This is a genomic window from Pseudomonas sp. ITEM 17296 (genome assembly GCF_028895205.1).
GTDB lineage: Bacteria > Pseudomonadota > Gammaproteobacteria > Pseudomonadales > Pseudomonadaceae > Aquipseudomonas > Aquipseudomonas kermanshahensis.
Window position 1 is genome coordinate 106139 of record NZ_WJRS01000019.1, and the last position, 12475, is coordinate 118613.

Sequence of the window (12475 nt, forward strand, 5' to 3'; positions counted from 1 at the left end):
AAAGCGGGGCAACTGAAACAGCCTGAACCTCACGTCGGTTTCAGGATGCGCCTGGTCGTTCGCATGCAACCCTCCGGCGCCACAAGTGCCATGCTTGCAGGATGCTCCTGGACCAGTGCGCGCAGACGCACGGCCGTGGGCAAGGAGGCTGCCGACACCCCGCAACCGTGACGTGGCCGGCACGCCGCAGCAGAACACGCCGGACACCTGCCCCTACAACAACACAGGCAGGGTCCGTGATGCCGAGGTCCGCTGTATGCCTGATGAACTGCTCCACCTGCCTTTGATCCACAGCATCCTGGCCCGTGAAAAGGACACACCCGGCGCCCTGTTGCCGATCCTTCACGCCATTCAGCAAGACATCGGCTTCGTGCCGGATGCCGCCGTCCCTGAAATTGCCCATGCCCTGAACCTCAGCCTGGCCGAAGTGCGCGGGGTGATCAGCTTCTACCACGATTTCCGCACCACCGCGCCGGCACGCCATACCCTGCGCCTATGCCGGGCCGAGTCGTGCCAGAGCCGTGGCGCCGAGGCCCTGGCCGCGCAACTGCGCGACCAACTGGCACTGGACGACCATGGCACCAGCGCCGACGGCGCTATCAGCCTGCGCCCGGTGTATTGCCTGGGCGCCTGCGCCTGCTCGCCCGCGCTGGAACTGGACGGCCAACTGCACGCGCGGCTCACGCCTGAGCGCCTGCGTGCCCTGGTGAACGGTTGCCTGGAGGGCGAAACATGCTGAAGGTGTACATCCCCTGCGATTCGGTGGCCCGTGCCGTGGGTGCCGACCAGGTTGCCGAGGCCCTGCAACGCGAGGCCGAGCGCCGGCAGTTGGCGGTCGATATCCAGCGCACCAGTTCGCGTGGGCTGTACTGGCTGGAGCCGCTGGTCGAATGCGACAGCGCCCAAGGGCGCCAGGGTTTCGGCCCGGTGACCGCGGACGATGTGCCGGCGCTACTCGATGCCTTGGCCGGCCAGCCCCAGGCGCATGGCCTGGCCTTGGGGCCGGTTGAAGACATCGCTTATCTGAAATCCCAGCAACGCCTGCTGTTCGCCCGTGCCGGCGTGACCCGGCCACTGTCGCTGGACGACTACCGCGCCCACGGCGGTTTTGCCGGGCTGGAGCGCGCCGTGGCACTGGACGGTGCCGAGGTGGTCGCTGCTGTGCTTGATTCTGGCCTGCGTGGCCGGGGTGGCGCCGCGTTCCCGGCGGGTATCAAGTGGCGCACTGTGCGCGATGCCGGGGCCGGGCAAAAGTATGTGGTTTGCAACGCCGACGAAGGCGACTCCGGTACCTTCGCCGACCGCATGCTGATGGAAGGCGACCCGTTCCTGCTGATCGAAGGCATGATCATCGCTGGCCTCGCCGTGGGTGCCGACAAAGGCTACATCTACGTGCGCTCGGAATACCCGGATGCCATTCGCGTGCTCGACCAGGCCTTTGCCATAGCCCGCGACGCCGGTTACCTGGGCACCGACGTGGCCGGCAGCGGCCAGGCCTTCGACCTGGAAGTCCGGGTCGGTGCTGGCGCTTATATCTGCGGCGAAGAGACCGCGTTGCTGGAATCGCTCGAAGGCAAGCGCGGGATCGTCCGGGCCAAGCCGCCACTGCCGGCCCTGCAGGGCCTGTTCGGCTTGCCGACGCTGGTGCACAACGTGCTCACCCTGGCGTCGGTGCCAATCATTTTGGCCAAGGGCGCGGCGTTTTACCGCGATTTCGGCATGGGCCGTTCGTTGGGCACCATGCCGTTCCAGCTGGCGGGCAATATCCGCCACGGTGGCCTGGTGGAGCGCGCGTTTGGCCTGACCCTGCGCGAGCTGGTGGAAGGCTACGGGGGCGGTACCGCCAGCGGCCGGCCATTGAAGGCCGCGCAGGTCGGCGGCCCGCTCGGGGCCTGGGTGCCGCCCAGCCACTTCGACACGCCGCTGGACTATGAAGCCTTCGCTGCCATGGGCGCGATGCTCGGCCACGGCGGTGTGGTGGTGGCGGACGACACCCTGAACATGGCCAGCATGGCCCGCTTCGCCCTGCAGTTCTGCGTCGAAGAATCGTGCGGCAAGTGCACCCCGTGCCGCATCGGCTCGACCCGTGGCATGGAGGTGGTGGACCGGCTGATCGCCACCACCGATTTCACCGAACGCCACGACCAGGCCCTGCTGCTGCGCGACCTGTGCGACACGATGCAGTACGGTTCGCTGTGCGCCATGGGCGGGATGACCGCTTACCCGGTGGCCAGCGCGCTCAAGTACTTCCCCGCCGATTTCGGGCTGACCCACACGGAGGCCGCTCAGTGATCAATTTCTTCGACCCCGAGACCGACCTTGGCACCCCAGCACGCGACAGCCAGGTGCAGGTCAGCCTGAACATCGATGGCCGTGCCATCAGCGTGCCTGCCGGGACTTCGGTCATGCGCGCCGCTGCCATGCTTGGCACCAGCATTCCCAAACTGTGCGCCACCGACAGCCTCGAGGCGTTCGGCTCGTGCCGCATGTGCATGGTGGAAATCGAAGGCATGCGCGGTTACCCGGCGTCGTGCACCACCCCGGTCAGCGAAGGCATGGTGGTGCGCACCGAAACCCCGCGCCTGGCGGGGTTGCGGCGCAATGTGATGGAGCTGTACATCTCCGATCACCCGCTCGACTGCCTGACCTGCTCGGCCAACGGCAACTGCGAACTGCAGACCGTCGCCGGCCAGGTCGGCCTGCGCGAGGTCCGCTACGGCTATGACGGCGCCAATCACCTGGCCGAGAAAAAGGACGTTTCCAACCCGTATTTCGACTATGAGCCGAGCAAGTGCATCGTCTGCAGCCGCTGCGTGCGCGCCTGCGAAGACATCCAGGGCACCTTCGCCCTGACCATCACTGGCCGCGGCTTCGACTCGCGGGTGGCGGCCGCTGGCGGGGACAACTTCCTGGCCTCGGAGTGCGTGTCGTGCGGCGCCTGCGTACAGGCCTGCCCGACCGCGACCTTGACCGAAAAAAGCCTGGTGCAGCTCGGCCAGCCTGAGCGTGCGGTGATTACCACCTGCGCCTATTGCGGTGTCGGTTGTTCGTTCCGTGCCGAGATGAAGGGCGACCAGCTGGTGCGCATGGTCCCGGACAAGAACGGCGGCGCCAACCATGGCCACGCTTGCGTCAAAGGCCGCTTCGCCTGGGGGTATGCCACCCACCCGGACCGCATCACCACGCCAATGATCCGCAAGCGCCTCGAAGACCCGTGGCAAGAAGTCAGCTGGGACGAGGCGGTAACCTACGCCGCCAGCGAGTTCCGCCGCATTCAGCTCAAGTACGGGCGTGATTCCATCGGCGGCATCACCTCCAGCCGCTGCACCAACGAAGAAGCCTACCTGGTACAGAAGTTGGTGCGTACGGCGTTTGGCAACAACAACGTCGACACCTGCGCGCGGGTGTGCCATTCGCCCACGGGCTATGGCCTCAAGCAGACCCTCGGTGAATCGGCGGGTACGCAGAGCTTCGATTCGGTGATGCAGGCCGACGTGGTGCTGGTGATCGGCGCCAACCCCACCGATGCCCACCCGGTGTTTGGCTCCCAGCTCAAACGCCGCCTGCGCCAGGGCGCGCGGCTGATCGTCATCGACCCACGGCGTATCGACCTGGTCGACTCGCCCCACGCCCGCGCCGAGCTGCACCTGCAACTGCGCCCGGGCACCAACGTGGCCATGCTCAACGCCCTGGCCCATGTGATTGTCAACGAAGGCTTGCTGGCCCAGCGCTTTATCGACGCCCGCTGCGAGACCGAGGACTTCGCCCGCTGGCGCGACTTCGTCAGCCTGCCAGAGAACGCGCCAGAAGTACTCGGCCCGGTCTGTGGCGTGCCTGCCGAGCAGATCCGCGCCGCCGCGCGGCTGTACGCCACCGGTGGCAACGCGGCCATCTACTATGGCCTGGGGGTGACCGAGCACAGCCAGGGCAGCACCGCCGTGATGGGCATCGCCAACCTGGCCATGGCCACCGGCAACATCGGCCGCGAAGGGGTAGGGGTGAACCCGCTACGCGGGCAGAACAACGTGCAGGGCTCGTGCGACATGGGCTCGTTCCCGCATGAACTGCCTGGCTACCGGCATATTTCCAATGAAGGTGTGCGTGCCGAGTTCGAGCGGGCCTGGGGGGTGACCTTGCAGCCAGACCCAGGCCTGCGCATCCCCAACATGTTCGAGGCGGCCCTGGATGGCAGCTTCAAGGCGCTGTATTGCCAGGGTGAGGACATCGCCCAGAGCGACCCCAACACCCAGCACGTCACGGCCGCCTTACTGGCCATGGAATGCGTGGTGGTGCAGGACATCTTCCTCAACGAAACGGCCAAGTTCGCCCACGTGTTCCTGCCGGGCAGTTCGTTCCTTGAAAAGGACGGCACCTTTACCAACGCCGAACGCCGTATCTCGCGGGTGCGCAAGGTCATGGAGCCCCTGGCCGGCAAAGCTGACTGGGAAGCGACCGTGGCCCTGGCCAACGCCTTGGGCTACCCGATGCAGTACCGCCACCCGGCCGAGATCATGGACGAGATCGCGCGCCTGACGCCGACCTTCCACCGCGTCAGCTACGCCGAGCTCGACCGCCATGGCAGCCTGCAGTGGCCGTGCAACGATGCCGCGCCCGATGGCACGCCGACCATGCATATCGACCAGTTCGTGCGGGGCAAAGGGCGCTTCATGCTCACCGGCTACGTGCCCACCGACGAGAAGGTCAACAGCCGCTACCCACTGTTGCTGACCACCGGGCGTATCCTCAGCCAGTACAACGTCGGCGCCCAGACCCGCCGCACTGGCAACGTCGCCTGGCATGACGCCGACCGCCTTGAACTGCACCCCACCGACGCCGAAAGCCGTGGCATCCGCGATGGCGATTGGGTCGGTATCGGCAGCCGCGCCGGGCAGACGGTGCTGCGCGCCAAGGTCAGTGCGCGGGTGGCGCCGGGGGTGGTGTACACCACGTTCCACTTCCCTGAGTCGGGGGCCAACGTGATTACCACCGACAACTCCGACTGGGCCACCAACTGCCCTGAATACAAAGTCACGGCGGTGGAGGTGGTGAAAGTGTTCCACCCGTCTGAATGGCAGAAGCGTTACCAGGACTTCAGCGACGAACAGCGCCGCCTGCTCAAAGAGCGCCGTACTGCCGAGCAGCAAGAGAAAGCCGAGGTGCGCCGATGAGCAGTGACAACCTGGTCAAGATGGCCAACCAGATTGCCCATTATTTTGACAGCGAACCGAACCGGCAGCTGGCGGTGCAAGGGGTAAGGCAGCACATCCAGAGCTTCTGGACGCCGGCGATGCGCCGGCAGTTGCTGGCGTGGAGCGAGGCCAATGCAGGGGAGGGGTTGGACCCGAAAGTGCGCGAGGCACTGGTGTAAACGCGCCGCCCTTTGTCTTTGTAGGAGCAGCCTTGTGCTGCGAAGAGGCCGGTGATAGCAGCATAGATTCTCTGAGCTTTCACCGGCCTCTTCGCAGCACAAGGCTGCTCCTACAAGGGCCACGCTTGCTTCAACCGCGGGCCAGCTCTGTCAGGTGGGCAATTGCTTGTTCGCTCTTGAGCACCAGCACATCCCCTTCGAGCGAATCGAGCACCACCTCGGAGGTATTCCCGATCAATGCCCCGGAAATACCCGTGCGGGCCACCGTGCCGATCACCGTCACCACGGCATTGTATTGTTTCTCGGTGTAGGGAATCAGCACATCCGCCGGGCCTTCGGCGACATGCAGGCGTTCATCGCTGATGTCGTACTCGGTCTGAAACGCGCGGCAGGCTTCCCGGTAGCGTTCGGCGATGGTCTCGCTGAGCTGGTAGGTGGGGTCCGAGGCGGACAGCATGGGGGAGGGGTGTGCGCTGATGACGTGCAAATCGCCTTTGGCCAGGCCGGCAATCGCATAGCCATGGTCGATGATATTCGCGTGCAACAGGCGGTGGTCTTCATCCTGGTTGCCGACATCCACCGCCGCCAGAATCACCCCCCCGGTCCACGGCCGTTCGCTTTTCACCATCAGCACCGCGCTGGGGCACAGGCGCAGCAGTTTCCAGTCGGTGGGGGTCAGCAGGGCCTTTTTCAGCGGGTTGTCCGGCCGATGCTCCTTGATGACCAGCTCGCAGCCCTCGGCTTGCTGCACATAGATGATGGTGTCGTGCAGGTTGTCACGCCAGGCTGCCTCATGGGTGACGTTGTCGTAACCGTCATCGTGCAACTGGCTGCTCAGCAGGCTGAGCAACGCACTGTGATCCTGCTTTTTGTCGCACATCAACAGGTGCAGGCGCGCGCCGGTCACGCCTGCGATCAGCTTGGCACGGGTCAAGGCCCGGCTGTGGGCATGCGCGGGGTCGAGGACGACGAGGATGCTGCGGACGGCTTGCATGGGCGTGAGCTCCGTTCAAAGATGGCGACCAGTGCCTGACTATAGTCGGCGTCTCACCCGTCGCCGCTTGATGTACATCAAGCATAGTCACTGGCGCTGCCGGTTGCCGCCGGTATAATCGCCGGCCCTGCCTGTTCTGTCTGGTTGCACGCTTATGTCCTTGATCCCCGAAATCGACGCCTTTCTTGGCTGCCCGACCCCAGATGCCTGGATCGAAGCGGCGCTTGCCGACCAGGAAACCCTGCTGATCGACCACAAGAACTGCGAGTTCAAGGCCGCCAGCACTGCCCTGAGCCTGATCGCCAAGTACAACACGCACCTGGACCTGATCAACATGATGTCGCGCCTGGCCCGTGAAGAGCTGGTGCACCACGAGCAGGTGCTGCGCCTGATGAAGCGCCGGGGCGTGCCCTTGCGGCCAGTGTCGGCCGGGCGTTATGCCTCCGGCTTGCGCCGCTTGGTACGTGCCCACGAGCCGGTCAAGCTGGTGGATACCTTGGTGGTGGGGGCCTTTATCGAAGCACGCAGTTGCGAGCGCTTTGCCGCGCTGGTGCCGCACCTGGATGAAGAGCTGGGCACGTTCTACCACGGCCTGCTGAAGAGTGAAGCGCGCCATTACCAGGGCTACCTGAAGCTGGCCCATCAGTACGGCGAAGAAGCGGACATCGCCCGCAGGGTTGAGCTGGTACGTGAGGCAGAAGCCGAGCTGATCCAGTCACCGGACCAGGAACTGCGCTTTCATAGCGGCATCCCAATGGCGCAGGCCGCCTGAAAACCTTCAGGCGGCACTGCGTTCATTAAACGGGCTTAGTAGCGGCGACCCAGCAACAGGCCGACCACCAGGCCGAAGCCTGCGGACACCGCGACGGTCTGCCAAGGGTGGCCGCCGATGTAGTCCTGGGTGGCATCTACCACCGGTTGAGCCTTGTCACGTACGTTGCTCGCGGCCTGGCGAGCCTGGCGCAGTTTGAGGCTGACTTGCGCGCGCAGGGTTTCGGCCTCCTCGCCAACCAGGGCAGCGCTGTCGTTGAGCAGCTTTTCGGATTCTTCGGTCAGTGACTGCAGTTCGCTGAAGACCTGATCCTTGATCTGATCGCTGGCGGCTTGTACGGCGTTTTTTCGGGCCATGAACTCATCCTCGTCAATGGGGGGTGAACAATGGATGCCGGTGCGTCGGGAAAGTTGCGCCGGCTTTCCGATGACGCGTCGCTAAGGTGTAAGATAGCGGCCATTTTCAGCAGGCAGGTACCTTCAATGAGTTTCAATCTGGCCAACAAGAGCTTCGAGGAACGGGCGCAGATCGAGGCAGAGAAGGCGCGGTTGTTCGAACTGTGGCAGAGCAACCTGGGCAAGGCCAAGGGCGAAGCCGCCCGGCTTATCTCCGAAAAGCCACGGCGCAAGGGTAAATGGGCGGAATGGGTGCGGGCTGAACTGGAGGCCATTTCGCCGCCTGAGTACGCCAGCATGGTGCGCAGCGAAGTCAACAAGATGATGGCCGCCGCCAACAGCAATCGCTGAGTGGTCTACCAGTAGGTCCCGGCTGCCTTGGGCAGGTCCAGCGTGCCCTCATCGGTGAAGCGGACGGTGCCCAGCAGCCCACCGGCCAATTTGCCGCGCAGTACATAGGGTAGCCCTTGCAGCGAACTCCGCTGGCCCAGCCCATAGGCCTGGCGCAGGAAGGAGAACGCGGTCACGCTCACCGGCACCACGATTACCGCCTCGTCGAAACGGCCTATGTGGCCCTGCTGGTCGCTGACACCGGCGGCCAGCGGCTGGCCGTTCACCTGCAGGTCGAGCGCGATTCCGTTGTAATCGATCGCGGTTTCGTTGGGATTCTGCACACGTATTTTCACCGCCATGCGCAGTTCCAGCTCCTGCCCGGGCAGTGGCTCGATGCCAATCACGTTGATATTCAGTGGGTCACGCGCCTGGAACAAGGCACAGGCACTGAGGCCGTAAGCCATCAGCAGTATCAGCAACCAGCGGTGCAATCGGGCAGTCATGGGTTGCAACCTTGCCTGAAGAATTCAACCGCCAGTGTGGCAAATGCGCGTTGACGTTGAAAGTAGCGCGTCTAATGAAAGATACTGTTTCTCATTAACGCCCGACAATTCCTCTTACTGGCTTTTCCCCTACCCCATGCTGACGTCTCCCGTGTCTGGTCTGCTGGCGAGTTTCCAGGAGCACTACGACGACCTCTTGCTGTTCCTGACTCGGCGCATGAGCGACCGGCAGCGTGCTGCCGACGTCGCGCAGGAGACGTACCTGAAGCTGGTGAAGATCGACGCGCAGGCAGTGCCGGTGCTGCATGCACGCAGCTTTATCTTCCGGGTGGCGGGCAACCTGGCGATCGATGCCTTGCGCCGTGAACAGCGTATCGCCGCCCGCCACGAAGATGCCGATGGCACTGGCGAGGTGGCCTGCCCGGCGCCTGCGCCCGAGGCCACGCTGCTCGCCCGCGAGCGCTTGCAGATACTCGATGAGGCGCTGTTGCAACTGTCCAGCAATGCCCGCCAGGCCCTGTTGCTCAACCGCGTCGAAGGCCTGACCCAGGCGCAGATCGCACAACGGTTGGGCGTTTCCGAGAGCATGGTGGCAAAATACATCGGCCAGGCGCTGCGCCATTGCCGTGACTGGCTCAAACACAACCATGACTGAGCCTCACGCCATGCCAGCCGCCCAACCGCTCAGCGACCTCTCTGACGATGCCCTCGATTGGCAGGTGTTGTTGCATTCGGGCAACGCCAGTGCGGCGGACCACGCGCGCTACCAGCGCTGGTGCGCACTGAGCCCGGCGCATGCCGAGGCCGCGCGCGAGGCAGAGGCACTGTGGCTGGACATCGGCCACACCCCAACCGCTCAGGTTGTCGCGGCACCGCCTGCCCGACGCAAACGGCACTGGGCCGCAGGCCTGGCAGCATCGCTGGCGCTGTTGGTCGCGGGTTATACCGGCTGGCAGCAGGCGCCTATCTGGCTGGCGGACTACCACACAGGCCTCGGGCAACGGCAGGCGGTGACCCTGGCCGATGGCTCGCGGGTACTGCTGAACAGCGGCAGTGCCTTGACCGTCGCGTTCACCGACCGTGAGCGCCGCGTGGTGCTCAATGCGGGCGAAGCCTTGTTCGAGACGACCAGTGACCCACGGCCCTTTGTGGTCGATAGTGCAGGCGAGGCGGTGCGCGGTACGGGCGCGACGTTCAGCGTGCGCCGCGATGGCCGCGTGGTGCTGGCCCAGGGCGAAGCCACGGTGGGTGAGCGCAGCGTGCCGGTGTCGCCTGACGCCAGTGCACAGACCGCTTGGCAGCGCGGCAAGCTGATCTTCAACGGCAAGCCGCTGGGGCAGGTGCTGGCGGAGCTTGAGCGCTACCAACAGGGGCGCATTCTGCTGTCTGACACCAAGCTGGCCGCACTGGAAGTCAGCGGTGTATTCGACCTCGATAAACCCCAGGCGCTGCTGCGCACCCTTGAGCAACGTTATGGCCTGCAGGTCACCTACTTGCCGTGGTTGGCCGTGGTGCACTGAGCCGGTAAAAATAATCTAAATATTTTTCATCTGCCGCTGCAAGTTCAGCCAGGCCAGATCGTCGTAGTGGGACTGATCAGCAACCCATTCTCATTTACGACTTGCCTGGAAGCTCATTCGTGGCCCTTACGCTCAAGCCTTCGCACCGCCGCAGCGGTCCCCTTCATCACGCCTTGTTGTCTTGCACTGCCTTGGCCATGCTGGCTGGCCCCTTGCAGGCGATGGCCTCAAGTGGTGCGCAACAGGCCCCGGTGGAAGCCCGCCAAGTGCAGCTGGACCTGCCTGCCCAGGCGCTGGACCAGGCACTGACAGCCTTCGCCGACCAGGCCGGGTTGCACCTGCTGTACACCACCCACGATGTCGCGGGCCTGAACAGCCCGGCGTTGCAGGGCAGCTACAGCATCGAGCAGGCACTGCAGCAGTTGCTCGCGGGCAGTGGCATGAGCTGGCAGTTCAGTGATGCCCGCACGGTTACCCTGCGCAAGGCGGACGCCACGCCGCAGGCCGTCAACCTCAAGCCCATCGAGGTCAGTGTGGCCTCGCGCACCAGCACGGCGATCAGCGAAATCCCTGGCACCGTTTGGGTGGTCGACCAGCAGCAACTGCGTGAGCAGATCGACAGCGGGGTGAGCCTCAAGGAAGCCATCGGCAAGTTGGTGCCTGGCCTGGACCTGGCGCCAGAAGGGCGCACCAACTATGGCCAGAACATGCGCGGGCGCAATGTGCTGGTGATGATTGACGGGGTCAGCCAGAACAGCTCGCGCGGCCTGTCGCGCCAGTTCGACAGCATCTCGCCGTTCAACGTCGAGCGCGTCGAAGTGCTGTCGGGGGCCAGCGCCCTTTACGGCGGCGGCGCCACCGGCGGCATCATCAACATTGTGAGCAAGAAGGGTGAGCCCGGCCCGGCCCGCTTCGAGACCCAGCTGGGTGCCAGCAGCGGCTTCAATAACAGTGATGACCTGGCCACCCGCATCGCCCAGTCGATCAGCGGCGGCAACGAGCGGGTCAGTGCCCGCCTTGGTATTTCCGGCGAACAGAATGAAGCCTTCTATGACGGCGCTGGCGATCAGATCTTCATCGACAATACCCAGACCGACCTGCAATACAACCGCACCCTTGACGTGCTCGGCACCCTGGGGCTGAAGCTGACCGATGAGCAGAGCCTGGACCTGCTAGCCCAGTACTACGACTCGGGCAACCACGGCAGCACCGGCATCTACTTCCCCAACCTCAACTACAACGCCCCCTCGGACCTGGAAGACGCCGAGCTGCGCAGTGGCTATTCCTCTGATCTGGAGCCACGTACCCGGCGCCTGTTGCTCAACGCCAATTACCATCACAGCGATGTGCTGGGCCAAGACTTCTACCTGCAGGCCTCGTACCGCAAGGAAGACGACAACTTCTACCCGTTCCCGTACTACAACCGCGCCACACCCACCGGTTCGCGCGGGGTGTACTTCGCCGCATCACAACAGAACTTTGAGGTCACCAGCCTCAAAGGCCTGTTCGCCAAGCAGTGGGACACGCTCAAGCTGACCTACGGCGTCGACCTGGACCGCGAGCGCTTCAACGCCGAACAGACCACCTTCGACGCCCTGACCTCATCCGAAAGCGGTGGGCTGGACATGGAAAAGGCCAGCAAGGCAGCGCGCTACCCCAGCTATCGGGTCGACGGTGTGTCGGTGTACGCCCAGCTCGATTGGCATGCCACCGACAACCTGACCTTGTCCGGCGGCGCCCGGCGCCAGCAGATGGACGTGGATGTCAGCGAATTCAAAGGCGTACCCGGCGGCAGCAACGATTACCAAGTCAACCTGTACAACGTCGGCGCCATCTACGACTTCAAGAATGGCCATCAGGTGTGGACCAACTACGGTGAAGGTTTCGACCTGCCGGACCCGGCCAAGTATTACGGCAAGCCGGGCTTGAGCGTCGCCGACAACCCGCTGGCCGGCATCAAGAGCCGCCAGGTCGAGCTGGGCTGGCGCTATGCCGACGTGGATTGGGACGCTCAGGCGGCGCTGTACTACATCTGGTCGGACAAGATCATCAATGTCGATTCGCAGACGCTGACCATCAATGTCGAAGAGCAGAAGAGCCGTGACTTTGGTTTCGAAGGTGCATTGACCCGCCACTTCCAGAGCGGTTGGGAAGCCGGGGGTACGCTGCACCTGACCCGCTCCGAGGAAGAAGACGTCGACGGTGGCTGGATGAAACGCGATGCCCGTTATGCGTCGCTGTCCAAGTCCACGGCGTTTGTTGGCTGGAAGGGCGATGGCCGCAGTGCCCGCCTGCAGGCCAACCATGCGTTCACCCTCAAGGACGATGCCGACCACGAGATCGACGGTTACACCACCTTCGACCTGCTGGGCAGCCAGGAAACCGGCTTCGGCACCTTCAGCGCAGGCATCCAGAACTTGCTGGACAAGCAGTACAGCACGGTCTGGGGGCAGCGGGCGACGTTGTTCTACGCACCGACCTATGGCCCAGCGTACCTGTATGACTACCAGGGCCGTGGGCGCACCTACACCCTGACCTGGAGCATGGCTTACTGACAGCTATGTGGGGATTCAGGTAGGAGCAGCCTCGT

Annotated in this window: 11 protein-coding genes and 1 pseudogene; 9 read left to right on the plus strand and 3 right to left on the minus strand. The window is 64.2% G+C overall.

Going from position 1 to position 12475, the window contains the following annotated elements; all coding sequences use genetic code 11:
* Positions 1–256: 256 nt before the first annotated feature.
* Genes GIB19_RS19900 through GIB19_RS19915 form a run of 4 tightly spaced genes read left to right on the plus strand, consistent with a single transcriptional unit; the run spans position 257 to position 5368 of the window.
* The gene (locus GIB19_RS19900; RefSeq protein WP_027596585.1) at positions 257–739 is read left to right on the plus strand and encodes a formate dehydrogenase subunit gamma; all 483 of its coding nucleotides are present in this window, start codon (positions 257–259) and stop codon (positions 737–739) included.
* A complete protein-coding gene (locus tag GIB19_RS19905) occupies positions 733–2292 on the plus strand; it encodes a formate dehydrogenase beta subunit (protein WP_274887766.1) in 1560 nt (519 codons plus the stop codon). Before GIB19_RS19900 ends, GIB19_RS19905 begins: the two co-directional genes overlap by 7 nt.
* Positions 2289–5168, plus strand: coding sequence for a formate dehydrogenase subunit alpha (gene fdhF, locus GIB19_RS19910; protein WP_265969122.1), 2880 nt, complete (start codon positions 2289–2291; stop codon positions 5166–5168). The genes GIB19_RS19905 and fdhF overlap by 4 nt, the downstream gene beginning before the upstream one ends.
* The gene (locus tag GIB19_RS19915; protein WP_085274167.1) at positions 5165–5368 is read left to right on the plus strand and encodes a formate dehydrogenase subunit delta; all 204 of its coding nucleotides are present in this window, start codon (positions 5165–5167) and stop codon (positions 5366–5368) included. The genes fdhF and GIB19_RS19915 overlap by 4 nt, the downstream gene beginning before the upstream one ends.
* A gap of 130 nt (positions 5369–5498) precedes the next feature.
* Here the strand turns inward: GIB19_RS19915 and GIB19_RS19920 are convergent, their stop codons facing one another.
* Positions 5499–6362 (minus strand): universal stress protein, encoded by an 864-nt coding sequence (locus tag GIB19_RS19920; protein ID WP_274887769.1) that lies wholly within the window; start codon positions 6360–6362, stop codon positions 5499–5501.
* 154 nt (positions 6363–6516) lie between these two features.
* Here GIB19_RS19920 and miaE point away from each other — a divergent pair, with 154 nt between their 5' ends.
* Positions 6517–7134: a tRNA-(ms[2]io[6]A)-hydroxylase gene (miaE, locus tag GIB19_RS19925; RefSeq protein WP_027596580.1), complete on the plus strand. Its 618-nt coding sequence runs from the start codon at positions 6517–6519 to the stop codon at positions 7132–7134.
* Positions 7135–7169: 35 nt separating this feature from the next.
* On the opposite strand, the gene GIB19_RS19930 is transcribed toward miaE, so the two are convergent.
* Positions 7170–7490 (minus strand): DUF883 family protein, encoded by a 321-nt coding sequence (locus GIB19_RS19930; protein WP_274887770.1) that lies wholly within the window; start codon positions 7488–7490, stop codon positions 7170–7172.
* 126 nt (positions 7491–7616) lie between these two features.
* Here GIB19_RS19930 and GIB19_RS19935 point away from each other — a divergent pair, with 126 nt between their 5' ends.
* Positions 7617–7880 carry a hypothetical protein gene (locus GIB19_RS19935; protein WP_274887771.1) on the plus strand — a complete coding sequence of 88 codons (264 nt, stop codon included), beginning with the start codon at positions 7617–7619 and terminating at the stop codon, positions 7878–7880.
* Between the two features lie 5 nt (positions 7881–7885).
* On the opposite strand, the gene GIB19_RS19940 is transcribed toward GIB19_RS19935, so the two are convergent.
* Positions 7886–8365 (minus strand): LEA type 2 family protein, encoded by a 480-nt coding sequence (locus tag GIB19_RS19940; protein ID WP_027596577.1) that lies wholly within the window; start codon positions 8363–8365, stop codon positions 7886–7888.
* A gap of 136 nt (positions 8366–8501) precedes the next feature.
* Between GIB19_RS19940 and GIB19_RS19945 the strand changes: the two are divergent.
* From GIB19_RS19945 to GIB19_RS19955, 3 genes and pseudogenes are all read left to right on the plus strand, one after another.
* A pseudogene (locus tag GIB19_RS19945) lies at positions 8502–9005 on the plus strand (RNA polymerase sigma factor); the annotation flags it as partial.
* A 7-nt stretch (positions 9006–9012) separates the two neighbouring features.
* Complete coding sequence (locus tag GIB19_RS19950; RefSeq protein WP_274887773.1) at positions 9013–9885, plus strand: FecR family protein; 873 nt, start codon at positions 9013–9015, stop codon at positions 9883–9885.
* Between the two features lie 119 nt (positions 9886–10004).
* Positions 10005–12440 (plus strand): TonB-dependent receptor, encoded by a 2436-nt coding sequence (locus GIB19_RS19955; RefSeq protein ID WP_274887774.1) that lies wholly within the window; start codon positions 10005–10007, stop codon positions 12438–12440.
* Positions 12441–12475: the final 35 nt, after the last annotated feature.

Bases quoted from the DNA above. Each gene is read 5' to 3' on its own strand.
- GIB19_RS19905 (WP_274887766.1), top strand. From the start codon at position 733: ATGCTGAAGGTGTACATCCCCTGCGATTCGGTGGCCCGTGCCGTGGGT.
- GIB19_RS19935 (WP_274887771.1), top strand. From the start codon at position 7,617: ATGAGTTTCAATCTGGCCAACAAGAGCTTCGAGGAACGGGCGCAGATC.
- GIB19_RS19920 (WP_274887769.1), bottom strand. From the start codon at position 6,362: ATGCAAGCCGTCCGCAGCATCCTCGTCGTCCTCGACCCCGCGCATGCC.
- GIB19_RS19940 (WP_027596577.1), bottom strand. From the start codon at position 8,365: ATGACTGCCCGATTGCACCGCTGGTTGCTGATACTGCTGATGGCTTAC.
- miaE (WP_027596580.1), top strand. From the start codon at position 6,517: ATGTCCTTGATCCCCGAAATCGACGCCTTTCTTGGCTGCCCGACCCCA.
- GIB19_RS19930 (WP_274887770.1), bottom strand. From the start codon at position 7,490: ATGGCCCGAAAAAACGCCGTACAAGCCGCCAGCGATCAGATCAAGGAT.
- GIB19_RS19915 (WP_085274167.1), top strand. From the start codon at position 5,165: ATGAGCAGTGACAACCTGGTCAAGATGGCCAACCAGATTGCCCATTAT.
- GIB19_RS19900 (WP_027596585.1), top strand. From the start codon at position 257: ATGCCTGATGAACTGCTCCACCTGCCTTTGATCCACAGCATCCTGGCC.
- GIB19_RS19950 (WP_274887773.1), top strand. From the start codon at position 9,013: ATGACTGAGCCTCACGCCATGCCAGCCGCCCAACCGCTCAGCGACCTC.